Origin of the sequence: Allokutzneria oryzae, assembly GCF_042429765.1 — a bacterium.
GTDB lineage: Bacteria > Actinomycetota > Actinomycetes > Mycobacteriales > Pseudonocardiaceae > Allokutzneria > Allokutzneria oryzae.
Genome location: NZ_JBHLZU010000011.1, coordinates 270,694 through 295,381 on the forward strand (window position 1 = coordinate 270,694; position 24,688 = coordinate 295,381).

The following is a 24,688-nucleotide window of genomic DNA, read 5'->3' on the forward strand; positions in this document are numbered from 1 at the left end:
ATGCTGGACCAGCTCGGCGACCAGATGTGGTTCTACCTGCGGGCGCTGGCGTGGGTGCCGAGGGCGCTGCGCCGCTACACCCGCGAGACGCTGCGGCTGCTCGCCGAGGTGAGCTTCGGCAGCGGGGCGCTCGCGGTCATCGGCGGCACCATCGGCGTGATGATCGGCCTGACCCTGTTCACCGGGACCGTGGTCGGGCTCCAGGGCTACGCGGCGCTCAACCAGATCGGCACGTCGGCCTTCGCCGGGTTCATCTCCGCCTACTTCAACACCCGCGAGATCGCTCCGCTGGTCGCAGGGCTCGCGCTCTCCGCAACGGTCGGATCGGGTTTCACCGCGCAGCTCGGCGCGATGCGGATCTCCGAGGAGATCGACGCGCTGGAGGTCATGGGCGTGCCGAGCCTGCCGTACCTGGTGACCACCCGGATCATCTCCGGGTTCGTCGCCGTGATCCCGCTCTACGTGATCGGCCTGCTCACCTCGTACGTGGCCGCCCGCACGGTCACGGTGAACTTCTACGGGCAGTCGGCCGGCACCTACGACCACTACTTCAACCTCTTCCTGCCACCGGAAGACGTGCTGTGGTCGTTCGTGAAGGTCCTGGTCTTCAGCGTCGTGATCATCATGACCCACTGCTACTACGGCTACCGCGCCAGCGGCGGCCCCGCGGGCGTCGGCATCGCCGTCGGCAGGGCGGTGCGGACGGCGATCGTGACCACGGCGCTGCTGGACTTCTTCCTCAGCCTGGCGATCTGGGGCACGACCACGACCGTGAGGATCGTCGGATGAGCGCCAGGACCACGATGACCAAGGTGCGCCAGCGGCTGCTCGGCGTGGCGCTGCTCGCGATCATCGCGTTGTTCCTGACGTTGACGGTCGCGATCTACCGCAACGCCTTCAGCTCCGACGTGCTCGTGTCGCTGCGCACGGACCGGGTCGGCAACCAGCTGCTCACCGAGTCCGACGTGAAGGTGCACGGCGTCCTGGTCGGCGAGGTCCGCAGCATCTCCAGCAAGGGTGACGGCGCTGAGCTGCAGCTGGCCCTGCACCGAGACAAGATCGACCTGATCCCGCGCGGGGTCACCGCGCGCCTGCTGCCCAAGACGTTGTTCGGCGAGCGCTACGTCGCCTTGGTGCCGCCGCAGCGCGGTGGCGGTGACCATCTCGCGGCCGGTGACGTGATCGCGCAGGACACGTCGAGCTCCGCGGTCGAGCTGGAGCGCGTGCTGTCCAACCTGATGCCGGTGTTGCAGGCGGTCCAGCCGCAGAAGCTCGCGAGCACGCTCGGGTCCCTGTCCACGGCCTTGCAGGGCAGGGGAAAGCCGCTCGGCGAGACCCTGGTCGAGCTCAACGGGTACCTGCGTGAGCTGAACCCGGCGCTGCCGGACCTCAAGGCCGACATCAGCAAGCTCGCCGACGTCAGCGCGGTCTACGACAAGGCGGCACCCGACCTGTTGCATGCGCTCGCCGACCTGACCGTGACCAGCCGGACCTTGGTGGAGCAGCGGGACAACCTGCAGACGCTCTACGGCACGGTGAACGCGGCGTCGGCGGATCTCGGCGGGTTCCTGGCGGCCAACCGCAACAACATCATCGGCGTCACGAAGTCGAGCAGGCCACTGCTGGAGGTGCTCGGCAAGTACGCGCCGGAGTACCCGTGCCTGCTCAAGAGCCTCGCCGAACTGGAGCCCCGGTTGAGCAAGGCGTTCGGCAAGGGCACCAACGAGCCCGGACTGCACATCACCCTGGAGATCACCGCGAACCGGGGCAAGTACGTGCCGAACCAGGACGAGCCGGAGTACGGCGACAAGCGCGGGCCGCGGTGTTACGACATCCAGCCGCGGCCCGAGCCGTTCCCGCAGTACCCGCCGGAGGGGCCGGTGAAGGACGGTTCGAAGCCGCCGCCGCCCGCGCGCAACGCCAGTGACGGGCTGACGCTGCCCACCGGCGAGATCGACGAGAACGGCAACGTCATCCCGGCATCGGCCCCGTCGACCGCCGCCGGTCAGGAGCTCGGCATCGCCAACTCCCCGGCGGAGCAGCGGTACCTGGCCGCGCTGCTCGCACCCGGCATGGGGCGTTCGCCGCAGCAGGTTCCTGGCTGGAGCGGCATCCTGCTCGGGCCGATGCTGAGAGGGACGGAGGTGACCCTGAGGTGAGGGGACTCGCCGGACCGCTGACGAAGCTCGTCATCTTCGCCACGGTCACCGTGCTGGCGACCGCGTTGCTGGCCATCACGATCGCCAACGTGGACCTGCGCGGAGCCACCGAGTACAGCGCGCGGTTCACCGACGCCACCTCGGTCAACGAGGGCGACGACGTGCGCATCGCGGGTGTGCGTGTCGGCGAGGTGCGCAGCGTCAGCGTCGCCGACCGCCGGCTCGCGGAGGTGCGCTTCACCGTCACCACCGGCCGCAAGCTGCCCGAGTCCGTCACCGCGACGATCAAGTACCGCAACCTCGTCGGCCAGCGCTACATCGCGCTCGACCGCGGCGCGGGCGGCACGGGCGAGCTGCAGGAGGGCGCGACGATCCCGGTGGAGCGCACGCGGCCCGCGCTGGACCTGACCTCGTTGTTCAACGGCTTCAAGCCGCTGTTCCAGGCGCTCAACCCCGCTGACGTGAACAAGCTGTCCTACGAGATCATCCAGGTGCTGCAGGGCGAGGGCGGCACGGTGCAGAGCCTGCTGTCGCACACGGCGTCGCTGACGTCGACGATCGCGAGCAAGGACAAGGTGATCGGTGAGGTCATCGGCAACCTCAACGACGTGCTGGGCACCGTGAACCAGCGCGACGCGCAGCTGTCCGGACTGGTGATCTCCTTGCAGCAACTGGTTTCCGGGCTCGCCAAGGACCGGGAGCCCATCGGCAAGGCGGTCACCGCCCTCGCCGACCTCACCGACACGACCGCCGGGCTGCTGACCGAGGTGCGAGCGCCGCTGCGCAACGACATCGCGGAGCTGGGCAAGCTGTCCAAGACCCTCGGTGACAGCAACGACATCGTCGAGGGGGTGCTCCAGCGGATGCCGAACAAGCTGGAGACGATCACCCGCACCGCGACCTACGGCTCGTGGTTCAACTTCTTCCTGTGCGGGGCCTCCGGTGAGGTCGCGCTCCCGGTGGTCGGCAAGGTCGCCGTCCCGGTCCTGCCGCCGACGCAGCCGAGGTGTCGCCCGTGAAGCCCTTCCGCGAGCGCAACCCCGTCACCATCGGCGCGGCCGGACTGGTGGTGATCGTGCTCGGCCTGCTCACCGCGTTCTTCGCCGAGGACCTGCCGATCATCGGCGGGGGCACCACGTACAGGGCGCACTTCGCCGAGGCGGGCGGCCTGCGCGACGGCGACGAGGTGCGCGTCGCCGGGGTGAAGGTCGGCAAGGTCACCGACATCGCGCTGGAGGGCGACCACGTGCTGGTGTCCTTCCGGGTGGACGACGCCTGGATCGGGGACCGCACCTCGGCCGCCATCAAGATCAAGACCTTGCTCGGCCAGAAGTTCCTCGCACTGGACCCGCAGGGCGGTGCGGCCCAGCGGCCGAGCGAGGCGATCCCGCGAGAGCGCACCATCGCTCCCTACGACGTCACCGAGGCGTTCACCGGGCTGGCCACCACGCTCACCGAGATCGACACCAACCAGCTCGCCGCGAGCTTCCGGGTCATCACCGACACCTTCCGCGACACCCCGGACGAGGTGCGGGGCGCGCTGGACGGGCTCTCCGCGCTGTCGAAGACGATCTCCACGCGGGACCAGCAGCTGGCGACGCTGCTGCGCAACACCAACCAGATCAGCAAGACCGTCTCCGACCGCAACGCCGAGTTCGAGAAGCTGCTCGGCGACGGCAACAAGCTGCTCGACGAGATCCGCAAGCGCCGCGACGCCATCAGGAACCTGCTGACCGGCACCCGGAACCTGTCCAAGGAGCTCCAGGGCTTGGTTGCGGACAACAAGGCCCAGCTGCGGCCCGCGCTGGAGCAGCTGGAGCGGGTCACCTCGATGCTCGACCGCAACCAGGACAGCCTCGGCAGGAGCATCCAGCTGATGGCGCCGTTCGTGCGGGTCTTCGCCAACACCCTCGGCAACGGCCGCTGGTTCGACACCTACATCTGCGGCCTGCTACCGCCGTCGATCGGCCCGATCAACCCGGAGGGGTGTCGCCCATGAGCCCTTCTGCGAGCAAGCTGAGCAACGACCTGGCGCGCCTCGTCGCCTTCCTGTGCGTCGTCGCGCTCGTCATCACTGCGGGCATCTGGTTCGTTTTCCTTCGCACACAAGGCAAACGCGTCACCGCGTACTTCTCCGCCGGAGTGGGTGTTTACGTGGGCGGTGATGTCCGGGTGCTCGGCGTCCGCGTCGGTCAGGTCGAGAAGATCGAGCCGCAGGGCCGTGTGGTGAAGGTCGACTTCCGGGTGGACGACGGTGTCGACGTCCCGGCCAACGCGCAGGCGGTCGTCGTCAACCCCGCCGTGGTGAGCGACCGCTACGTCCAGCTCGCTCCTGCCTACACCGGCGGCGACAGGCTGGCAGACGGAGCGGTGATCCCGCGCGAGCGCACTGCGACGCCCGTCGAGCTCGACGAGGTCTACGCCAGCCTGGACAAGCTCACCACCGCGTTGGGCCCCAAGGGCGCGAACGCCGACGGTGCCTTGTCGCAGCTGTTGGACACCGCGGCCAAGAACCTCGACGGCAACGGCAAGAAGCTCGGCGACACCATCAGAAACCTCGGTGCCGCAACGGAAACCCTCTCCGACTCGCGTCAGGACCTGTTCGGGACCGTTGACGGGCTGCAGAAGTTCACCACGATGCTGGCGGGCAACGACGCCCAGGTCCGGCGGTTCACCGACCAGCTCGCCGACGTCAGCAAGTTCCTCGCCGACGAGCGCAAGAACCTCGGTGCGTCGCTGACCGAGCTGGCCACCGCGCTCGGCACGGTCCAGGGGTTCATCAAGGACAACCGGGACAAGCTCAAGTCCAATGTGGACAAGCTGAGCGGGATCACGAAGGTCCTCGTCGACCAGCGCGCCGCCCTCGCCGAGGTGCTCGACGTCGGCCCGCTCGCGCTGGGCAACCTGCAGAACTCCTACAACGCGGCGTCAGGGACCCTGGACACCAGGGCGCACCTCAACGAGCTGACCGAGCCACCGATCGTGATGGTCTGCAAGCTGGTCAGGCAGACCACGCCGAAGCAGCTCCCGCAGCTGCTCGCCGACACCTGCGACAAGCTCGCCCCGGTCGTCGACGGGGTGGTGAAGCTGCCCAGCGTCTCCGAGGTGATCCAGTCGCTCCAGCAGGGCCGCCTGCCCTCGCTGCCGATCCCGCTGTTGTCGCCGTCGGTGCGCGGCTCCGGGCAACCCGGCCAGGGCACTCCCGCCGTTCCGTCCGCCCCGCCCTCGGGAGGTGGACGATGAAGCGCCGAACGGGTGTCGTCGCCGCCTTGGCCGTGGTCGCGTTCAGCGTGAGCGGTTGCGGGCTCGGTGAGTTCGGCGGTCTCTACACCATGCCGCTGCCGGGCGGCGCCGACCTGGGTGACCGGCCGTACCAGGTGAAGGTGCAGTTCCGGGACGTGCTCGACCTGGTCCCTCAGGCGTCGGTGAAGGTCAACGACGTGCCGGTCGGCCGAGTGGAGGGCGTCGAGCTGGCCCCGGACGGCTGGACCGCGATGGTCACGTTGTCGGTCAACGGCGACGTGGTGCTGCCCGCCAACTCCGACGCCAGGTTGCGCCAGTCCAGCCTGCTCGGCGAGAAGTTCGTCGAGCTCGCCGCGCCGCCCAAGGGCCGCGAGACCGGCAGGCTGGCCAACGGCGCCCAGATCCCGATCGAGCGCACCAACCGCAACCCCGAGGTCGAAGAGGTCTTCGGCGCGCTGTCGATGCTGCTCAACGGCGGTGGGGTCGCCAAGCTCCAGGACATCACCAAGGAGCTCAACGCCGCGATGTCCGGCAACGAGCCGCAGCTGCGGTCGCTGCTGTCCAACGTGAACACGCTGGCGAAGGACCTCGACGGCCACCGCAACGAGATCACCAGGGCGCTCGACGGTGTGAACCGGCTGTCGGCGACGTTGTCCGGCCAGCGCGGCAACATCGAGACGACGCTGAAGGACCTCTCCCCGGGCATCAAGGTCCTCGCCGACCAGCGCGAGCAGCTGGTCGGCATGCTGACCGGCCTGGACAAGCTCTCCGGGGTCGCCACCGACGTGATCAACCGCAGCAAGCAGGACCTGGTCGCCGACCTCAAGGCGCTGACCCCGACGCTGAAGAAGCTGGCGGAGGCGGGCACTAACCTGCCGAAGTCCTTCGAGCTGCTGCTGACCTTCCCGTTCCCGGACGCGGCCGTTGCCGGGATCAAGGGCGACTACACCAACCTCTACGCCAAGCTCGACCTGGACCTCGGCAACATCCTGGACAACCTGGGCAGATCGCGGCAGCCGCTGATCCAGCTGCCGATCCCCGGGCTCAACGGCCAGCAGCAGACCGACCCCAACCCGCTGCCCAGGCTGCCCTTGCAGCTGCCGGGGCTCGGCGGGCAACAGCAGAGCACCCCGCAGCCCGGCCAGGGCGGTCAGCCCGGCGGCGGCGGGATCCTGGGCGGCCTGCTCGGCGGACTCCTCGGAGGTGGACGCTAGATGCTGACCCGCAGAGCAAGGTTGCAGCTCATCGGCTTCGTGCTCATCGCGCTGGTGGGCGTGAGCTACGCGGGCGCGCGCTACGCCGGGCTGGACCGGCTCTTCGGTCCGCGCGGCTACGTCGTGACCATGGAGCTGGCCGACTCCGGCGGCATCTTCACCAACGCCGAGGTCACCTACCGGGGCGTCGCGGTCGGCCGGGTCGGTCCGCTGCGGCTGACCGCGGAAGGCGTCGAGGTCCAGCTCGACATCGACTCCTCGGCCGCGAAGATCCCGACCGACGTCGAGGCCGTGGTGACCAACCGGTCCGCGGTCGGCGAGCAGTACGTCGACCTGCGCCCGAGGTCCGACGAGGGGCCGTTCCTCGCGGAGGGCTCGGTGATCCGCCGCGAGCAGAGCAAGACCCCGCTGCCGGTGCAGACGCTCCTCGGCAACCTGGACAGCCTGGCCTCGTCGGTCCCGACGGAGTCGCTGCGCACCGTCGTCGACCAGCTCGGCACCGCCTTCGACGGCCGGGGCCCGGACCTCCAGCGGCTGCTCGACACCGCGCGCTCCTTCACCGGCGATGCGGTCAAGCACCTCCCGCAGACGCTGCAGCTGCTCCGCGACGGCCGTACGGTGCTGGACACCCAGAGCGCCAAGGGCTCGGCGATCACCGACTTCAGCCGTGACCTGCGCCTGCTCGCCGACCAGCTGAAGACCTCCGACCCCGACCTGCGCAACCTGATCACCACCGCCCCCGGTGCGGCGGAGCAGGTCAGCGGTGTCGTGCGGGAGTCCGGCCAGGGCCTGTCGGAGACCATCGCGAACCTGCTCACCACGGCCAACGTGGCGCTGCCCCGCAAGAACGGCATCGAGCAACTGCTCGTGACCTACCCGCTGGTGGTCGGTGGCGCGTTCACCGTCGCGCCGGGCGACGGCACCGCCCACTTCGGCCTCGCGCTGAACTTCTTCGACCCGCCCGCCTGCGTGAAGGGCTACGAGACCACGAAGCGCCGCACCGGCGCGGACACCGGTGCGGCCCCGCTCAACACGCAGGCGTACTGCGCGGAGGGGCCTGGCAGCCCGGTCACCGTGCGCGGCGCGCAGAACGCGCCGTACGGCGGCAAACCGGTCAGCCCACCGCCCGTCCCGGGCGTCGGCACCGGCGGAACCCCGTCGACCCAGGTCGTCCAGCAGCCCGGTGGCCTGCTCGACCTGCTCAAGACGACCGGGCTGAACGGCCCGTCGAGCCTCGGCCAGCTGTTCGGCCTGCCGGGCTGAGACCGGTTCATCCCCCTACCCTGGAGCGCCATGGACGACCGCGAACCGACTCGCGAAGCCGACCCCGGCCCACCGCAGCACCGGCGGATCGTGCTGTGGATCAGCGCGGGCCTCGCCGCGGCGTCGGTGCTGGCCGCCGCCTGGTTCGGGGTGTCGTGGCTGCGGCTCTCCGGCGACGAGTCGGTGGAGTTCGCCCAGCAGCGCGAAGAGGTGTCCACGGTCGGCCAGCAGGCGATCGTCAACTTCAACACCCTCGACTACCGCAACTTCGACGCGATGATCGCCCGCTGGCAGGAGGCGTCCACCGGCGCGCTCCAGGAGGGCGTCGTCGCGGACAAGGACAGAGCCCGCAAGGAGCTCGAACAGCTCAAGCAGGTCACCACCGCCAAGGTGCTCGACGCGGCCGTGACCTCACTGGACACCCGCGCGGGCAAGGCGACGATCATGACCGTGGTCGAGCGCATGGTGACCCTGGCAGATCAGCCGGCGGTCCCGCTGCGCTTCCGCTTCCTCGCGGAGCTGACCAAGACCGACACCGGCTGGAAGCTCAACGCGCTCGCCCCGGTCAAGGTGCAGGCCGGAGGTGCCTCATGACCCCGCCCCGTCGCTCCCGCCCCACTCCCGCCCCGCGCAAGCGCCACGTCGCGGGTACCCGGAGCCGCCCGGCGGCCGCGCCCCGCCCGGAGCCCGCCCAGGCACCGGAGGAGCCGCGCGACGAACCCGTCGCCGAGAACGCCCAGGTCGTCGAGGTCGAGGCCGCCGAGACTGTCGAACCCGTCGAGACCGTCGCTCCCGCGGTGATCGAGTCCGCGCCCGAGTCCAAGCCCCGCGCGAAGCACGCGGCACCCGAGCCGGAGCCGGAACAGCCCGAATCAGAGCCGGAGACGTCCGAGCCCGCACCGGCGGGGGAGGAACGCCCCTGGTGGATGCTGCCCGCGGCCCTGGTCGCCGTGGCCGTGGTCTTCGCCGCGCTCGCGGTGTGGTTCGCGGCGGGCGCGGCCAACGAGCGCGCGGCGAGCGGGGTCGACAACCGGGCACTGGTCGACACCGGCGTCACCACCGAGGTGGCCGGCCAGGTCACGACGGCGGTCCAGTCGGTGTTCTCGCTGGACTACGCGGACATGGGCAAGGCGGAGCGCACCGCGAAGGACGTGCTCACCGGCAAGGCGGTGGAGCAGTACAACGCCCTCTTCGCCGAGGTCCGCAAGCTCGCGCCCGAGCAGAAGATCGTGCTCACCACGACGACGAGACAGGTCGGCGTGAAGTCGGTCGAAGGCGATCGCGCGCTGGTCCTGGTCTTCGCCGACCAGCACGTCGAACGCACCGCCGACGGTCGCCGCGAGGACGTCCCGGTCCAGGTCACCCTCACCACCGAGCGCATCGACGGCCGCTGGCGCATCAGCGACATCGTCCTGCGCTGACCGGGGTCATCTGAGCAACCACTCCATCAGTACGCCCACCGCGATACCGGACAGGGTGATGACTCCTGCGATCGCCGAATTCCTGGAGAGGTCCTGCGTCGTTTCGCCCCATCGGGCAAGGACACCGAAGTAGCCACCCACGACCCATATCGCTCCCATGGTGACGCCGGTGATCGTGGCTGCGATGTTCTCCAGGTCGGTGAGAGCCAGCACGATCAGAAAAATGCCGTAGATGCCGAAGATTATCGATCCTACGGCTGAGGTCTTGTTAAGACCGTCCCCTTCGGAATCTTGGCGGTTTGAGCGCTGCGGGGTCATGGCGTGATAGTACGTGTGCCGCACGTATGCCTAAGGGGGAAACTGAATTTTTGGGTAGACCCCGGACAGGTCGCTTCCTACGGCTCTCAGGTGGGTCGGGCGGCTGAACACGCCAAAGCGGCGAAAGACTACGCGAACAAGAACTGCGACCTCACCGGCGTGACATCCTGGCCAGCTGCTTTCTTCCAGAAGGCCTTGGTGGGGCGCAACGCGATCCTTCCCCGGGTCCGAGCGAACCTCGAGCGAGGGGAACAGGTGCTCGCTGCTGCCAATTCCGGCCTGGGCGCGGCGGCGGCCTCTACCGACGCCTCGACCGGGCAAGCGCCGAGCGGCTGGACGCCACCTATCCGGACGCATCGGTGCAACCACGGTCAAAGCCTGGGGATCCGAACGCCCAGGGGCCGATAGCCCCCTGCGCCGACCGCGAGGATCCGAGGCGGCACCTCGTTCCTCCCGCCAAGCCGAAGGAGTTCACCGATCCACTCAAGCTCTACAACGACTGCTGGCAACCTGAGGTGGGGATTGCAGCCCGTGGATGCCAGGTGGGACGGGAAAGCAGCCGAATCCGCGTTCGGCTACTTCGACTACACGATCCGTGCACTGGAGTCGCAGGCAGCGGCACTTCAGAAGCTCCACGAGGAGTACCTGCTCGTCGCTGAGACCGTGTGGCATTGTGCCAAAGCTACGGCCGATATCCTGAAGGGTATCCTTGATCGTCTCGTCGTGCTGGGTCTCACATTGATGGTTGCCCCGTTTATCGCTTCAAGTGGAGCTGGGGTTTTTGTCAGCTTGGGGCTGGGTGCCTTCCAATGCGCCAAAATCATCAGCTTGTGGGGAGAAGCGACACAGTTGATGACCAAAGTGCAGAACGTTCTCCACAGCTCCATCGGCGTCATGCAGAGCATGGCGAACGACCCAGCCTTCACCACGATGAAGATGCCCGTCATCGACTATCGGCATCCGGGAGCGTGACATGAGCCAGCACGACCCTTTGGCAGGTCTCGCGGACGACCCCGCACTGGCCAAGCTCCTCCGGAATGGTCTGGAGCAGATGGCGACCGGTGCGGCCGGGCCGGAACTGAGGGACCTGGCGACCGGCGTGCTTGCGGGGAGGGGAGACCTTCGGAAGCTGATGACCTCATCCGCCTACGAGGAAGCCATCAACACCAGGGCGGCCGACTTCATGCAGTGGTACGGCCAGCTGTCCGACGTGGAACGCGAGAAGCACTCCGCCCGTGGCGAGGCGTACCTGGGCGAGGTCCGCGCCGAGGACGTCCGACCGCGGCGGCCGCGTCCGCCGGTCCGCCAGGAGCCCGATCCGATGGACGATGACGACTGGCCGCCCACGACATACCTGCGCTGACCGACCGTTCGGCGCTGGAAAAACGTGACTTGGGCCATTTGTAAAGACCCCCGGTTGGCGATGTCGGTGTGGCGTTCGCCATACTCGTCCGTGACGCTCCTGGCCAGGTGGCGAGAGGCCGCTCATCGTGTGTTTCCGCCGGTGATCGCGGTCCGCCCCGGTTACGGCTGGTGAGAGCGCTTTGCGCCAGGGGAGTGATCAACGCGTGGCACCTTGACGGATGGCCGCGCTGAGGTCACTCTGTCCGTGAGCAGTGGGCGGTTCTTCTGGCCGGCCCCACTCGACAGTCGCCGTTCGCGTGGCTAGACTGCCCCTTTGCGCTGCCCTCTTTCTCCGCGCCCTACCCCGGGGCTTAGGATCTCAGGGCACTACCGCACCTCTTGACAACTGTGCTAGATCGGCTGCTCGCGCAGCTCAAGCTAGCAACAGTCCCTGGAAGGACGCATCTTGGCAGTCTCCCGCGCGACCAAGGCCACTGCGACCAACTCCACGTCGGGGATCCCTGGAGCGCCCAAGAGGGTCTCGTTCGCGAAGATTCGTGAGCCGCTGGAGGTTCCCGACCTCCTGGCTCTGCAAACCCAGTCTTTCGAGTGGCTCATCGGCGCCGACGCGTGGTTCCAGCGACGCATCGACGCCGGCGACGAGATCCCCGTCGGCGGTCTTGAGGAGGTCCTCAACGAGATCTCCCCGATCGAGGACTTCTCCGGCTCGATGTCGCTGTCCTTCTCCGACCCGCGCTTCGACGAGGTCAAGGCCTCCGTCGAGGAGTGCAAGGACAAGGACATGACCTACGCGGCGCCCTTGTTCGTCACCGCGGAGTTCACCAACCACACCACCGGCGAGATCAAGAGCCAGACGGTGTTCATGGGTGACTTCCCGCGGATGACCGACAAGGGCACCTTCGTCATCAACGGCACCGAGCGGGTCGTGGTCTCCCAGCTCGTGCGCTCCCCGGGCGTCTACTTCGATCACGCGATCGACAAGACGACCGAGAAGGACGTCTACAGCGTCAAGATCATCCCCAGTCGGGGTGCCTGGCTGGAGTTCGACGTCGACAAGCGCGACACCGTCGGTGTGCGCATCGACCGCAAGCGCCGTCAGCCGGTCACCGTGCTGCTCAAGGCGCTCGGGTGGACCACCGAGGCCATCCGTGAGCGGTTCGGTTTCAGCGAGACGCTGATGCAGACGCTGGAGAAGGACCACACCGCGGGCCAGGACGAGGCCCTGCTGGACATCTACCGCAAGCTCCGTCCCGGCGAGCCGCCGACCAAGGAGAGCGCGCAGACCCTGCTGGAGAACCTGTTCTTCAAGGAGAAGCGCTACGACCTGGCCAAGGTCGGTCGCTACAAGGTGAACAAGAAGATCGGCACCGCCGCTCCGTTCACCACCGGCGTGCTGACCGAGGACGACATCGTCACCACCATCGAGTACCTCGTGCGCCTGCACGCGGGCGAGGTGCAGATGACGGTCGGCGAGGGTGAGGAGGCCGTCGAGGTCCCCGTCGAGGTCGACGACATCGACCACTTCGGCAACCGCCGCCTGCGCACCGTCGGTGAGCTCATCCAGAACCAGATCCGCGTGGGTCTGTCCCGGATGGAGCGCGTGGTCCGGGAGCGGATGACCACTCAGGACGTCGAGGCGATCACGCCGCAGACCCTGATCAACATCCGTCCGGTCGTCGCCGCGATCAAGGAGTTCTTCGGAACCTCCCAGCTGTCGCAGTTCATGGACCAGACCAACCCGCTCGCGGGTCTGACCCACAAGCGCCGCCTCTCGGCGCTGGGTCCCGGTGGTCTCTCCCGTGAGCGCGCCGGCTTCGAGGTCCGCGACGTGCACCCCTCGCACTACGGCCGCATGTGCCCGATCGAGACGCCGGAAGGCCCGAACATCGGCCTGATCGGCTCGCTCGCGTCGTTCGGGCGGGTCAACCCGTTCGGTTTCATCGAGACGCCGTACCGCAAGGTCATCGACGGTCAGGTCACCGACCAGATCGACTACCTGACCGCGGATGAAGAGGACCGCCACGTCATCGCGCAGGCCAACGCCGTGCTCGACGCCGACGGCAACTTCACCGAGGACCGCGTCCTCATCCGCCGCAAGGGTGGCGACATCGACCTGGTGTCCCCGCAGGTCGTCGACTACATGGACGTGTCGCCGCGGCAGATGGTCTCCGTCGCGACCGCGATGATCCCCTTCCTCGAGCACGACGACGCCAACCGCGCCCTGATGGGCGCGAACATGCAGCGCCAGGCGGTGCCGCTGCTGCGCAGCGAGTCCCCGCTGGTCGGCACCGGCATGGAGCTGCGCGCCGCGGTCGACGCCGGTGACGTGGTCGTCGCGGAGAAGGCCGGTGTGGTCGAGGAGCTGTGCGCCGACTACGCCACCGTGATGGCCGACGACGGCACCCGGCAGACCTACCGCCTGCACAAGTTCCGCCGCTCCAACCAGGGCACCTGCATCAACCAGAAGCCCATCGTGAACGAGGGCGACCGGGTCGAGGTGGGCCAGGTCATCGCGGACGGTCCGTGCACCCAGAACGGCGAGATGGCGCTGGGCAAGAACCTGCTCGTCGCGATCATGCCGTGGGAAGGCCACAACTACGAGGACGCGATCATCCTGTCGCAGCGCCTCGTGCAGGACGACGTGCTCACCTCGATCCACATCGAGGAGCACGAGATCGACGCCCGTGACACCAAGCTCGGCGCGGAGGAGATCACCCGGGACATCCCGAACGTCTCCGAGGACGTGCTCGCCGACCTCGACGAGCGCGGCATCATCCGGATCGGCGCGGAGGTCCGCGACGGCGACATCCTCGTCGGCAAGGTCACGCCCAAGGGCGAGACCGAGCTGACCCCCGAGGAGCGCCTGCTGCGTGCCATCTTCGGCGAGAAGGCCCGCGAGGTGCGCGACACCTCGCTGAAGGTCCCGCACGGCGAGACCGGCAAGGTCATCGGCATCCGGGTCTTCAGCCGCGAGGACGACGACGAACTGCCCCCCGGCGTCAACGAGCTGGTCCGGGTCTACGTCGCCCAGAAGCGCAAGATCCAGGACGGCGACAAGCTCGCAGGCCGCCACGGCAACAAGGGCGTCATCGGCAAGATCCTGCCCGTCGAGGACATGCCCTTCACCGCGGACGGCACCCCGGTCGACGTCGTGCTCAACACCCACGGTGTCCCGCGTCGTATGAACATCGGCCAGATCCTGGAGATCCACCTCGGGTGGATCGCCCAGCAGGGCTGGAGCATCAACGGCGACCCGGACTGGGCCAAGCGCATGCCCGAGGAGCTGCTCCAGGTCGAGCCCGGCACGAACACCGCCACCCCGGTGTTCGACGGTGCTCGCGAGGAGGAGATCACCGGCCTGCTGTCCTCGACCCGCCCCAACCGGGACGGCGAGCGGATGGTCGGCGGCGACGGCAAGGCGCAGCTGTTCGATGGCCGCAGCGGCGAGCCGTACCCGTACCCGACCTCCATCGGGTACATGTACATCCTCAAGCTGCTGCACCTGGTCGACGACAAGATCCACGCCCGGTCGACCGGTCCGTACTCCATGATCACCCAGCAGCCGCTCGGCGGTAAGGCCCAGTTCGGTGGCCAGCGCTTCGGTGAGATGGAGTGCTGGGCGATGCAGGCCTACGGAGCCGCGTACACGCTCCAGGAGCTGCTGACGATCAAGTCCGACGACGTGATCGGCCGCGTGAAGGTCTACGAGGCCATCGTCAAGGGCGACAACATTCCCGAGCCGGGTATCCCGGAGTCCTTCAAGGTGCTCCTCAAGGAGCTCCAGTCGCTGTGCCTGAACGTCGAGGTGCTCTCCAGCGACGGTGCCGCCATCGAGATGCGCGACACCGACGACGAGGACCTCGAGCGCGCCGCGGCGAACCTCGGGATCAACCTGTCCAGGGTCGAGTCGCCGTCCGTCGACGACGTCATGAACTGACCTCGCTGCCGGAGGCGGGGAAGGGCCTCGCGCCCACCCGCCTCCGGTCAGTCACCTGCCCCTAAATCCCGAATGTAAAAGGGGAGAAGAGCCGACGTGCTTGACGTCAACTTCTTCGACGAGCTCCGCATCGGCCTCGCGACGGCCGACGACATCCGTCAGTGGTCCTACGGCGAGGTCAAGAAGCCCGAGACCATCAACTACCGCACCCTCAAGCCCGAGAAGGACGGACTCTTCTGCGAGAAGATCTTCGGTCCGACCCGGGACTGGGAGTGCTACTGCGGCAAGTACAAGCGAGTCCGCTTCAAGGGCATCATCTGTGAGCGCTGCGGCGTCGAGGTGACCCGCGCCAAGGTGCGCCGTGAGCGGATGGGCCACATCGAGCTGGCCGCCCCGGTCACCCACATCTGGTACTTCAAGGGCGTCCCGAGCCGGTTGGGCTACCTGCTCGACCTGGCCCCCAAGGACCTCGAGAAGATCATCTACTTCGCCGCCTACGTGATCACCACGGTGAACACGGAGATGCGCCACAACGACCAGGCCACCCTCGAGAACGAGATCCAGGTCGAGCGCAAGCGCGTCGAGGACAAGCGCGACGCCGACATCGAGGCCCGCGCCCAGAAGCTCGAGACCGACCTGGCCGAGCTGGAGGCCGAGGGCGCCAAGAGCGATGTCCGCCGCAAGGTCAAGGAGGGCGGCGAGCGTGAGATGCGCCAGCTCCGTGACCGGGCGCAGCGCGAGATCGACCGTCTCGACGAGATCTGGGACACCTTCGTCAAGCTGGCGCCGCAGCAGCTGATCGCCGACGAGCTGCTCTACCGCGAGCTCGTCGACCGCTACGGCGACTACTTCACCGGCGCCATGGGCGCGGAGTCGATCCAGAAGCTGCTGGCCAACTTCGACGTCGACGCCGAGGGCGAGAACCTCCGCGAGACCATCCGCTCTGGCAAGGGGCAGAAGAAGCTCCGCGCGCTCAAGCGGCTCAAGGTCGTCGCGGCGTTCCAGGCGACCCGCAACAACCCGCAGGGCATGGTGCTGGACTGCGTTCCGGTCATCCCGCCGGACCTGCGTCCGATGGTGCAGCTCGACGGTGGCCGCTTCGCGACCTCCGACCTCAACGACCTGTACCGCCGCGTGATCAACCGCAACAACCGCCTCAAGCGACTGATCGACCTCGGCGCGCCCGAGATCATCGTCAACAACGAGAAGCGGATGCTGCAGGAGGCCGTCGACGCGCTGTTCGACAACGGCCGCCGTGGTCGCCCGGTCACCGGTCCCGGCAACCGCCCGCTGAAGTCGCTGTCCGACCTCCTCAAGGGCAAGCAGGGCCGGTTCCGCCAGAACCTGCTCGGCAAGCGCGTCGACTACTCCGGCCGTTCGGTCATCGTGGTCGGCCCGCAGCTGAAGCTGCACCAGTGCGGTCTGCCCAAGCAGATGGCCCTGGAGCTGTTCAAGCCCTTCGTGATGAAGCGGCTGGTCGACCTCAACCACGCGCAGAACATCAAGTCCGCCAAGCGGATGGTGGAGCGCTCGCGCCCCGCCGTGTGGGACGTGCTGGAAGAGGTCATCACCGAGCACCCGGTGCTGCTCAACCGTGCTCCGACGCTGCACCGCCTGGGTATCCAGGCGTTCGAGCCGCAGCTGGTCGAGGGCAAGGCGATCCAGCTGCACCCGCTGGTGTGTGAGGCCTTCAACGCCGACTTCGACGGCGACCAGATGGCGGTGCACCTGCCGCTGTCGGCCGAGGCGCAGGCCGAGGCCCGCATCCTGATGCTGTCCAGCAACAACATCCTCTCGCCCGCCTCCGGGCGGCCGCTGGCGATGCCGCGTCTGGACATGGTCACCGGCCTCTACCACCTGACCAAGGGGGTGGAGAACGCCGAGGGCGAGGGCCGCGCGTTCACCTCGCCTGCCGAGGCCATCATGGCCTTCGACCGCGGCGTGATCGACCTGCAGGCGCAGATCAAGATCCGCCTCACCGACCAGGTGCCGCCGCGTGGCGCGCAGCCGGAGGGCTGGGAGCCCGGTCAGCCGTGGCTGGCCGAGACCACCCTGGGCCGGGTGCTGTTCAACGAGCTGCTGCCGTCGGACTACCCGTTCATCAACGAGGTGCTGCCCAAGAAGCGGCAGTCGGAGATCGTCAACGACCTCGCAGAGCGCTACCCGATGGTGACCGTCGCCCAGACGCTGGACAGGCTGAAGGACGCCGGTTTCTACTGGGCCACCCGCTCCGGCGTGACCATCGCGATCGCCGACGTGCTCGTGCCGGAGGCCAAGCAGGGCATCCTGGACGAGCACGAGGACAAGGCCGCCCAGGTCGAGAAGCGCTACCAGCGCGGTCTGCTCTCGCGCACCGAGCGCAACAACGAGCTGGTCAAGATCTGGACCAACGCGACCAACGAGGTCGCCGCGATCATGGAAGACGCCTTCCCGGACAACAACCCGATCAAGGTGATCGTCAAGTCCGGCGCGGCGGGCAACATGACCCAGGTCCGGTCGCTGGCCGGTATGCGTGGCCTGGTGACGAACCCGAAGGGTGAGTACATCCCTCGGCCGATCAAGAACAGCTTCCGCGAGGGGCTGTCCGTGGTCGAGTACTTCATCGCCACCCACGGTGCGCGCAAGGGCCTCGCCGACACCGCGCTGCGTACCGCCGACTCGGGTTACCTGACCCGTCGTCTGGTGGACGTCTCGCAGGACGTCATCGTGCGCGAGATCGACTGCGGCACCGAGCGCGGCATCGTGATGCCGCTGACCGAGCCCGGCGCGGACGGCACCCCGGTCAAGCACCGCTACGTGCAGACCAGCGTCTACGCCCGTGCGGCCGCCGAGGACATCACCGACGCCGAGGGCAACCTGCTCGTCGGCAAGGGTGGCGACCTGGGTGACCCGGCCATCGACGCGCTGTTCGCCGGTGGCGTGCAGAAGGTCAAGGTCCGCAGCGTCCTGACCTGTGAGTCCAAGGTCGGCGTCTGCGCGACCTGCTACGGCCGCTCGATGGCCACCGGCCAGCTGGTGGACGTCGGCGAGGCCGTCGGCATCGTGGCCGCGCAGTCCATCGGTGAGCCCGGCACGCAGCTGACGATGCGCACCTTCCACCAGGGTGGTGTGGCCGGCGACGACATCACCACCGGTCTGCCCCGTGTCACCGAGCTCTTCGAGGCCCGCGTCCCCAAGGGCAAGGCGCCGATCGCCGACACCGACGGTCGCGTGCAGATCGAGGAGGGCGACCGCTTCCGGAAGATCACCATCACTCCGGACGACGGTTCCGAGGAGATCGTCTACGAGAAGCTGTCGCGCAGGCAGTGGCTCGCGACGATCAAGGCGGACGGCTCCGAGCGCCCGCTGCAGGACGGCGACCACGTCACCGTCGGTCAGCAGCTGCTCGAGGGTGCTGTCGACCCGCACGAGGTGCTGCGCGTCATGGGTCCGCGCGAGGCCCAGCTGCACCTGGTCCGCGAGGTCCAGAAGGTGTACCGCACCCAGAGCGTGTCGATCCACGACAAGCACATCGAGGTCATCGTCCGGCAGATGCTGCGCCGGGTGACGATCATCGACTCGGGTGCCGCGGAGTTCCTGCCCGGTGCGCTGATCGAGCGCGCCGACTTCGAGGCGGAGAACCGCCGCGTCGTGGCGGAGGGCCGCGAGGCCGCCTCCGGCCGCCCGGTGCTGATGGGTATCACCAAGGCGTCGCTGGCCACCGAGTCGTGGCTGTCGGCGGCCTCCTTCCAGGAGACCACGCGAGTCCTCACCGACGCCGCCATCAACGGCAAGAGCGACAAGCTGATCGGCCTGAAGGAGAACGTGATCATCGGTAAGTTGATCCCGGCCGGTACGGGCATCAACAGGTACCGCAACATCCAGGTCCAGCCGACGGAGGAAGCGCGGGCCGCGGCCTACGCCATCCCGTCCTACGACGACGGCTACTACACGCCGGACGTCTTCGGCACGGGCACTGGTGCGGCGGTCCCGCTGGACGACTACGACTTCGGCCGCGACTTCCGCTGAAGCCCTAGTCAGTAACGCAAGAAGCCCCCGGCACCCGGAGTGCCGGGGGCTTCTTCGTGGTGTGCCGCTTGCCAGGCTTCCTTGCCCCCAAAGACATTCCGGTAGCAGAGGAAGCGCATCTGCATGGACGAGATCGCGCGGCGAACTGTGGCGAGTCCAGCTAGATGTCGAGTCCCTTCTTCATCTCGGCGTTCGAGACATCCTCTCCTTCGGTACCGTACTTGGCTGCGAGGTAGACCCCTTTCGCGTAGCCCGCAGCCTTGCTGGCAATCTTAAGCGGGTCGGTGTACTCGACTTTTTCGTCTGCCTTCCCCGTTTCTTCCCAGACTTTTGTCTTGTCCATGCCGACCAGCTTCTTCCCCTGGCCGGCCACTGACTCCCTCAGTGCGCCGCCGAGTCCGCTCGCGGCCTTCGCTGCCTTGCCTGTCCCTTCGGTGAGGAACTTTCTCTCCCATTCGGACCCGCTCAGCTTCGACCGAATGTTCTGCATGAACTTCGTGTTGAGCCCGAGGAACTTCTGCAGTCTCTTCACGAGCGCGGACGCTTCTATGGCCTTCTGGCCCGCTTTGGCGGCGGTCAAGCTGCCTGCAACGGCGGTCGAGCCGCCAAGGGTGACCGGTGCTGACGCGACCGCGGCGATCCACGTGACGATCAGCCACTCGACAAGGTCGACCAACAGGCCCTTGAGGAAGTCCTCCGCGATCTTCATGACCATGCTGTTGCACTGCAACACGGTCGCGACGTCGCCGTTCTGACCTGCGACGCCTTGGACGGCGATGTCGAAATCGCGCAGTCGTTCCCGTGCTTTCTCGGCAGTCGCGCCGTCCCAGTCCTTGAGTTCTTCGTCAAGAGCCGTTGAGAAGTCCTTGCTGAGCGCGAGAAGGTCCTTGCTCACCTCGTGGAGCTTCGTGGCGGAGGCGCTCAACGCGTCCGGGTTTCCGCTGACGAGGTCGATTGCCTGCTTGATCGGCGTGCACACGTTGATGAGGAATGAGAGGCCCTGGTTGATGAGGAAGCCGAGGGGGTCGACCCGCAAGCTGGCCGCCATACCCGCGCATGATGTGATCAGCGAGCTCGCATCGCCGATGATGGCAGCGAAGTCGGCTGCCTGAGTGCCGTCCTTGCCGTAGGTGGCACCGCCTTTGATGAGTTTTGCGGCAGAGCCGAGTGGGCCCGGAAGGTTTGTCGCGACATTCTCACCGAACTTTGACCAGCCAGGAAAGGCGTTGTCGTGGACCGATTGGAGATTCCGGTCCAAGAAGTTCTCGGCCATCTCAGTCTCCCTGCGGTCGGTTCATCGTCTCCAGCTCTTTGACGAGCTTCAGAACCGCGTCGCGGGTGTTGGTGTCGGAATCCCGATAAGCCGCGCCGCAGCTCTTGAGCTTGTCTCCGGCGCGCGTCACGCCTTCGGTGGTCCGCTTCATGCAGTCGTGGAGGTCGGAGATCAACGCGGAATAGCAGGCCGACTGCATCGTGATGGTGCCCAGCAGTCCCCACGCGATCATGGGGACATCCGCCTCCGTCAGCTTCTTCCTGGCGCCGTCCGCCTTCGCGCGCAGCGCGCCGACCCGCTTCGAGGCGCGGTCAAGGGCGTCCGGGTCTACCCGGAACCCGCCGCTCACTGGTCGTCCTCGTTGTAGAGGCCGCGCAGGTACTCCGACCTCGGCGCGCCGGAGCCCGGGAGGTCCGAGGTGAGCTGATCCACTGGTACGCCAAGCATTTCCGACTGCGTCTGGAGCACCTGGTCGAGCACGTTCATGTCGTCGCCGACGAACTCCTGCACGACCGCTGCCTGCTGGCGGGCAGCGGCGGCGACCGCGGTGCGCAGCGTCGTCATCACGGTGGCGCTCAGCGCCTGGGGGCTCTGTTGCAACGCGCGGTCGGTGAACTCGATGTTCGTCACCGCCCCGCCCGGACCCGCGGTCACCGTCACCTCGCGGCCGGGGGAGTGGGCGGTCGCCTCCAGCGCGGCGATCTGCTGCTGCATCCCGTCGTAGCGCGCGAGCCGGTCCTCAGCCCGTCTGCTGTCTTCCTGGAAGCGCTCGAACTGCTCGACCAGCCGGTCGAATTCCTCGGTCACGTCGTCCCCCTCGCTCTGATCGCGCTGCGTGTCGAGTGTCTCGCTTCGCGTGTCCGGGCACGGCGGGATCGAGCGAACCGGACGGGTGGTCCGAGACGTCACGCTCGTCACACTCCGGGGTCGAGTCACCCCGGGCGCAGGGGCGCGGACCTGGCGCGATAGCCTTGGTTCAGCGGCGTCGGCGCCACTGACCGGCCGCGTCGCGCGGATAACAGCCCCCCGTTTTGACCCGGGCGAGCACGCGAAGGTATCTTTGCTGCTCGTGCCCGACTAGCGTCGGGCCGCTCCGTCTGCCTCTGGGCAGGTGCCGTGCGTGTTTCGTGCACCAGGCCCGGGGCGAGAGCACGGAACTCCTTCTCATCTCTGATGGGCGCTCCATGGATTTTCGTGGTCGCCAGGAGGACCCAGGAGCGGGCGACACGCCCGACCTCGGGGTACGGAGGAACCCAAGTACACAGTGCCTGCGGCGCCCGGCTGGGTGCCCGAAGACGCGAACGCTACAGAAAGACGGTCCATGCCCACGATCCAGCAGCTGGTCCGCAAGGGCCGCCAGGACAAGGTCACCAAGACCAAGACCGCGGCGCTCAAGGCGTGTCCGCAGCGGCGCGGTGTGTGCACCCGCGTTTACACCACCACGCCCAAGAAGCCGAACTCCGCCCTCCGCAAGGTCGCTCGCGTGAAGCTGACCAGCGGCATCGAGGTCACCGCATACATCCCCGGTGAGGGCCACAACCTGCAGGAGCACTCGATGGTGCTCGTGCGTGGCGGTCGTGTGAAGGACCTCCCCGGCGTGCGCTACAAGATCATCCGTGGGTCGCTGGACACCCAGGGCGTCAAGAACCGCAAGCAGGCCCGCAGCCGCTACGGCGCCAAGAAGGAGAAGAGCTAATGCCTCGCAAGGGCCCGGCCCCGAAGCGGCCGCTCATCGCGGACCCGGTGTACCAGTCGCCGCTGGTCACCCAGCTGATCAACAAGGTCCTGGTCGACGGCAAGCGGTCCATCGCCGAGCGCATCGTCTACGGCGCCCTCGAAGGCTGCCGTGAGAAGAACCAGGCCGACCCGGTCGTGACGCTCAAGCGCGCGCTGGACAACGTGAAGCCGACCATCGAGGTCAAGAGCCGTCGCGTCGGTGGCGCCACCTACCAGGTGCCGGTCGAGGTCAAGGCCGGCCGCTCCACCACGCTGGCGCTGCGCTGGCTGGTCAGCTTCTCCCGCGCCCGTCGCGAGAAGACCATGATCGACCGCCTGGCGAACGAGCTGCTCGACGCGAGCAACGGCCTCGGCGCGAGCGTCAAGCGCCGCGAGGACACGCACAAGATGGCCGAGTCCAACAAGGCCTTCGCGCACTACCGCTGGTGAGTCCGGCGGGCGCCGGGCTCGAGGGGCCTGCTCGCAGGTCGAGCGGCGATCCACCGCACGGCCTGCCGGCAGGACCTTTCAGCTCAGTTTTCACCGCCCGCCCCACCGCGCCTTTTGCAAACACGAAACGAGGACGAGACCCGTGGCACTCGACGTGCTGACTGACCTGGCCAAGGTCCGCAACATCGGGATCATGGCCCACATCGACGCGGGCAAGACCACCACGACCGAGCGGATCCTGTTCTACACCGGGATTAGCTACAAGATCGGCGAGGTGCACGACGGCGCCGCCGTGATGGACTGGATGGAGCAGGAGCAGGAGCGCGGCATCACGATCACGTCCGCCGCGACGACCTGCTACTGGAAGAACCACCAGATCAACATCATCGACACGCCGGGCCACGTCGACTTCACCGTCGAGGTGGAGCGCAACCTGCGCGTGCTCGACGGCGCCGTTGCCGTGTTCGACGGCAAGGAAGGCGTCGAGCCGCAGTCCGAGCAGGTCTGGCGCCAGGCCGACAAGTACGACGTGCCGCGGATCTGCTTCGTCAACAAGATGGACAAGCTCGGCGCGGACTTCTACTTCACCGTGAAGACGATCATTGAGCGCCTCGGCGCCAAGCCGGTCGTCATCCAGCTCCCGATCGGTTCCGAGTCCGACTTCATCGGCCTCGTCGACCTGGTCGAGATGCGCGCGCTGACCTGGCGCGGTGAGGTCCAGAAGGGCGAGGACTACACGGTTGAGGAGATCCCGGCCGACATGGCCGACGTGGTCGCCGAGTACCGCGAGAAGCTGGTCGAGGCCGTCGCCGAGACCGACGACGAGCTCATGGAGCTCTACCTCGGTGGCGAGGAGCTGACCGTCGAGCAGATCAAGGCGGGTATCCGCAAGATCGTGGTCGACCGCTCCGGCTTCCCGGTGATGTGTGGTTCCGCGTTCAAGAACAAGGGCGTCCAGCCCATGCTCGACGCGGTCATCGACTACCTGCCGTCGCCGAACGACCTCCCGCCGGTCGAGGGCACCCTGCAGGACGGCGAGACTCCTGCCTCCCGCAAGCCCTCCTTCGAGGAGCCGTTCTCCGCGCTGGCGTTCAAGATCGCCGCGCACCCGTTCTTCGGCAAGCTGACCTACATCCGGGTCTACTCGGGCAAGGTCGCCTCCGGCACCCAGGTCATCAACTCGACCAAGGGCCGCAAGGAGCGCATCGGGAAGATCTTCCAGATGCACGCCAACAAGGAGAACCCGGTCGACGAGGCCATCGCGGGCCACATCTACGCGGTGATCGGTCTCAAGGACACCACCACCGGTGAGACGCTCTGCGACCCGCAGGCGCCCATCGTGCTGGAGTCCATGACCTTCCCCGAGCCGGTCATCCAGGTGGCGATCGAGCCCAAGACCAAGGCCGACCAGGAGAAGCTGGGCACCGCGATCCAGAAGCTCGCCGAGGAGGACCCGACCTTCCGGGTCAACCTCGACGACGAGACCGGGCAGACCATCATCGCCGGCATGGGCGAGCTGCACCTGGACATCCTGGTCGACCGGATGCGCCGCGAGTTCAAGGTCGAGGCCAACATCGGTAAGCCGCAGGTGGCCTACCGTGAGTCCATCCGTCGCACGGTGGACAAGCACGAGTACACGCACAAGAAGCAGACCGGTGGCTCCGGTCAGTTCGCGCGGGTCGTCATCGCGCTGGAGCCGCTGCAGTCCGACGAGGGTGCGACGTACGAGTTCCAGAACAAGGTGACCGGTGGTCGTGTCCCGCGGGAGTACATCCCGTCGGTCGACGCCGGTGCCCAGGACGCCATGCAGTACGGCGTGCTCGCCGGCTACCCGCTGGTGGGTCTCAAGGTCAGCCTGCTGGACGGCGCCTACCACGAGGTCGACTCCTCGGAAATGGCGTTCAAGATCGCCGGATCGATGGCCCTCAAGGAGGCCGCGCGCAAGGCCGATCCGGTAATCCTGGAGCCGATGATGGCCGTTGAGGTCACCACGCCCGAGGACTACATGGGCGACGTCATCGGTGACCTTAACTCTCGCCGTGGGCAGATCCAGTCCATGGACGAGCGCAGTGGTTCTCGCGTCGTCAAGGCGCTCGTTCCGCTGTCGGAGATGTTCGGCTACGTCGGTGACCTGCGGTCCAAGACCCAGGGACGTGCGAACTACTCGATGCAGTTCGACTCCTACGCCGAGGTTCCGGTGAACGTGGCGAAGGAGATCATCGCGAAGGCGACGGGCGAGTAAGTCCCGAGCAACGCACATTCGGTGCGCGGGAGGCGGGGGAGACCCCGGCTCCCGCGATACACCGGCCCTGACAGGGACG

General features: G+C 67.5%; 20 protein-coding genes. 16 read left to right on the top strand and 4 right to left on the bottom strand.

Annotated features, from left to right (window positions below; genetic code table 11):
• The 9 genes from ACFFQA_RS15255 to ACFFQA_RS15295 are packed head-to-tail and all read left to right on the top strand — an operon-like array spanning position 1 to position 9,300.
• Positions 1 to 789, top strand: a complete 789-nt coding sequence (locus ACFFQA_RS15255) for an MlaE family ABC transporter permease (protein ID WP_377852651.1) — start codon at positions 1 to 3, stop codon at positions 787 to 789.
• Positions 786 to 2,159, top strand: a complete 1,374-nt coding sequence (locus tag ACFFQA_RS15260) for an MCE family protein (protein ID WP_377852592.1) — start codon at positions 786 to 788, stop codon at positions 2,157 to 2,159. Before ACFFQA_RS15255 ends, ACFFQA_RS15260 begins: the two co-directional genes overlap by 4 nt.
• A complete protein-coding gene (locus ACFFQA_RS15265; RefSeq protein WP_377852593.1) occupies positions 2,156 to 3,178 on the top strand; it encodes an MCE family protein in 1,023 nt (340 codons plus the stop codon). The genes ACFFQA_RS15260 and ACFFQA_RS15265 overlap by 4 nt, the downstream gene beginning before the upstream one ends.
• On the top strand, positions 3,175 to 4,158 hold the full coding sequence (locus tag ACFFQA_RS15270; protein WP_377852594.1) for an MCE family protein: 984 nt from the start codon (positions 3,175 to 3,177) through the stop codon (positions 4,156 to 4,158). Before ACFFQA_RS15265 ends, ACFFQA_RS15270 begins: the two co-directional genes overlap by 4 nt.
• Positions 4,155 to 5,402 (top strand): MCE family protein, encoded by a 1,248-nt coding sequence (locus tag ACFFQA_RS15275; protein ID WP_377852595.1) that lies wholly within the window; start codon positions 4,155 to 4,157, stop codon positions 5,400 to 5,402. Before ACFFQA_RS15270 ends, ACFFQA_RS15275 begins: the two co-directional genes overlap by 4 nt.
• A complete protein-coding gene (locus ACFFQA_RS15280; protein WP_377852596.1) occupies positions 5,399 to 6,616 on the top strand; it encodes an MCE family protein in 1,218 nt (405 codons plus the stop codon). Before ACFFQA_RS15275 ends, ACFFQA_RS15280 begins: the two co-directional genes overlap by 4 nt.
• Positions 6,617 to 7,879 carry an MCE family protein gene (locus tag ACFFQA_RS15285; protein ID WP_377852597.1) on the top strand — a complete coding sequence of 421 codons (1,263 nt, stop codon included), beginning with the start codon at positions 6,617 to 6,619 and terminating at the stop codon, positions 7,877 to 7,879.
• 30 nt (positions 7,880 to 7,909) lie between these two features.
• Positions 7,910 to 8,473 (top strand): Rv1363c family protein, encoded by a 564-nt coding sequence (locus tag ACFFQA_RS15290; RefSeq protein WP_377852598.1) that lies wholly within the window; start codon positions 7,910 to 7,912, stop codon positions 8,471 to 8,473.
• Positions 8,470 to 9,300: a hypothetical protein gene (locus ACFFQA_RS15295; protein ID WP_377852599.1), complete on the top strand. Its 831-nt coding sequence runs from the start codon at positions 8,470 to 8,472 to the stop codon at positions 9,298 to 9,300. Before ACFFQA_RS15290 ends, ACFFQA_RS15295 begins: the two co-directional genes overlap by 4 nt.
• A 6-nt stretch (positions 9,301 to 9,306) precedes the next feature.
• On the opposite strand, the gene ACFFQA_RS15300 is transcribed toward ACFFQA_RS15295, so the two are convergent.
• Complete coding sequence (locus ACFFQA_RS15300; protein WP_377852600.1) at positions 9,307 to 9,618, bottom strand: hypothetical protein; 312 nt, start codon at positions 9,616 to 9,618, stop codon at positions 9,307 to 9,309.
• A gap of 531 nt (positions 9,619 to 10,149) precedes the next feature.
• Between ACFFQA_RS15300 and ACFFQA_RS15305 the strand changes: the two genes are divergently transcribed.
• From ACFFQA_RS15305 to ACFFQA_RS15320, 4 genes are all read left to right on the top strand, one after another.
• Positions 10,150 to 10,590: a hypothetical protein gene (locus ACFFQA_RS15305; RefSeq protein ID WP_377852601.1), complete on the top strand. Its 441-nt coding sequence runs from the start codon at positions 10,150 to 10,152 to the stop codon at positions 10,588 to 10,590.
• Position 10,591: 1 nt separating this feature from the next.
• Positions 10,592 to 10,981, top strand: a complete 390-nt coding sequence (locus ACFFQA_RS15310) for a hypothetical protein (RefSeq protein WP_377852602.1) — start codon at positions 10,592 to 10,594, stop codon at positions 10,979 to 10,981.
• 447 nt (positions 10,982 to 11,428) lie between these two features.
• Positions 11,429 to 14,920 (top strand): DNA-directed RNA polymerase subunit beta, encoded by a 3,492-nt coding sequence (rpoB, locus tag ACFFQA_RS15315; RefSeq protein ID WP_377852603.1) that lies wholly within the window; start codon positions 11,429 to 11,431, stop codon positions 14,918 to 14,920.
• Positions 14,921 to 15,016: 96 nt separating this feature from the next.
• Positions 15,017 to 18,928, top strand: coding sequence for a DNA-directed RNA polymerase subunit beta' (locus ACFFQA_RS15320; RefSeq protein ID WP_377852604.1), 3,912 nt, complete (start codon positions 15,017 to 15,019; stop codon positions 18,926 to 18,928).
• A gap of 160 nt (positions 18,929 to 19,088) precedes the next feature.
• Here ACFFQA_RS15320 and ACFFQA_RS15325 read toward each other — a convergent pair whose 3' ends face one another.
• Genes ACFFQA_RS15325 through ACFFQA_RS15335 form a run of 3 tightly spaced genes read right to left on the bottom strand, consistent with a single transcriptional unit; the run spans position 19,089 to position 21,008 of the window.
• Complete coding sequence (locus ACFFQA_RS15325; RefSeq protein ID WP_377852605.1) at positions 19,089 to 20,201, bottom strand: hypothetical protein; 1,113 nt, start codon at positions 20,199 to 20,201, stop codon at positions 19,089 to 19,091.
• Between the two features lies 1 nt (position 20,202).
• Positions 20,203 to 20,550 (bottom strand): hypothetical protein, encoded by a 348-nt coding sequence (locus ACFFQA_RS15330; protein WP_377852606.1) that lies wholly within the window; start codon positions 20,548 to 20,550, stop codon positions 20,203 to 20,205.
• Complete coding sequence (locus ACFFQA_RS15335) at positions 20,547 to 21,008, bottom strand: YbaB/EbfC family nucleoid-associated protein (protein ID WP_377852607.1); 462 nt, start codon at positions 21,006 to 21,008, stop codon at positions 20,547 to 20,549. The genes ACFFQA_RS15330 and ACFFQA_RS15335 overlap by 4 nt, the downstream gene beginning before the upstream one ends.
• A 514-nt stretch (positions 21,009 to 21,522) precedes the next feature.
• Here ACFFQA_RS15335 and rpsL point away from each other — a divergent pair.
• The 3 genes from rpsL to fusA all read left to right on the top strand — a co-directional run bounded on the left by rpsL (position 21,523) and on the right by fusA (position 24,609).
• A complete protein-coding gene (rpsL, locus tag ACFFQA_RS15340) occupies positions 21,523 to 21,897 on the top strand; it encodes a 30S ribosomal protein S12 (protein ID WP_030427388.1) in 375 nt (124 codons plus the stop codon).
• Positions 21,897 to 22,367, top strand: coding sequence for a 30S ribosomal protein S7 (gene rpsG, locus ACFFQA_RS15345; protein ID WP_030427389.1), 471 nt, complete (start codon positions 21,897 to 21,899; stop codon positions 22,365 to 22,367). The genes rpsL and rpsG overlap by 1 nt, the downstream gene beginning before the upstream one ends.
• A gap of 142 nt (positions 22,368 to 22,509) precedes the next feature.
• Complete coding sequence (fusA, locus tag ACFFQA_RS15350) at positions 22,510 to 24,609, top strand: elongation factor G (RefSeq protein ID WP_377852608.1); 2,100 nt, start codon at positions 22,510 to 22,512, stop codon at positions 24,607 to 24,609.
• Positions 24,610 to 24,688 lie beyond the last annotated feature (79 nt).

Excerpts from the sequence above, each read along its gene's own strand:
- ACFFQA_RS15255 (WP_377852651.1), top strand. The coding sequence starts at position 1 with ATGCTGGACCAGCTCGGCGACCAGATGTGGTTCTACCTGCGGGCGCTG.
- ACFFQA_RS15260 (WP_377852592.1), top strand. The coding sequence starts at position 786 with ATGAGCGCCAGGACCACGATGACCAAGGTGCGCCAGCGGCTGCTCGGC.
- ACFFQA_RS15275 (WP_377852595.1), top strand. The coding sequence starts at position 4,155 with ATGAGCCCTTCTGCGAGCAAGCTGAGCAACGACCTGGCGCGCCTCGTC.
- ACFFQA_RS15280 (WP_377852596.1), top strand. The coding sequence starts at position 5,399 with ATGAAGCGCCGAACGGGTGTCGTCGCCGCCTTGGCCGTGGTCGCGTTC.
- ACFFQA_RS15285 (WP_377852597.1), top strand. The coding sequence starts at position 6,617 with ATGCTGACCCGCAGAGCAAGGTTGCAGCTCATCGGCTTCGTGCTCATC.
- ACFFQA_RS15290 (WP_377852598.1), top strand. The coding sequence starts at position 7,910 with ATGGACGACCGCGAACCGACTCGCGAAGCCGACCCCGGCCCACCGCAG.
- ACFFQA_RS15295 (WP_377852599.1), top strand. The coding sequence starts at position 8,470 with ATGACCCCGCCCCGTCGCTCCCGCCCCACTCCCGCCCCGCGCAAGCGC.
- ACFFQA_RS15300 (WP_377852600.1), bottom strand. The coding sequence starts at position 9,618 with ATGACCCCGCAGCGCTCAAACCGCCAAGATTCCGAAGGGGACGGTCTT.
- ACFFQA_RS15310 (WP_377852602.1), top strand. The coding sequence starts at position 10,592 with ATGAGCCAGCACGACCCTTTGGCAGGTCTCGCGGACGACCCCGCACTG.
- ACFFQA_RS15325 (WP_377852605.1), bottom strand. The coding sequence starts at position 20,201 with ATGGCCGAGAACTTCTTGGACCGGAATCTCCAATCGGTCCACGACAAC.
- rpsL (WP_030427388.1), top strand. The coding sequence starts at position 21,523 with ATGCCCACGATCCAGCAGCTGGTCCGCAAGGGCCGCCAGGACAAGGTC.
- rpsG (WP_030427389.1), top strand. The coding sequence starts at position 21,897 with ATGCCTCGCAAGGGCCCGGCCCCGAAGCGGCCGCTCATCGCGGACCCG.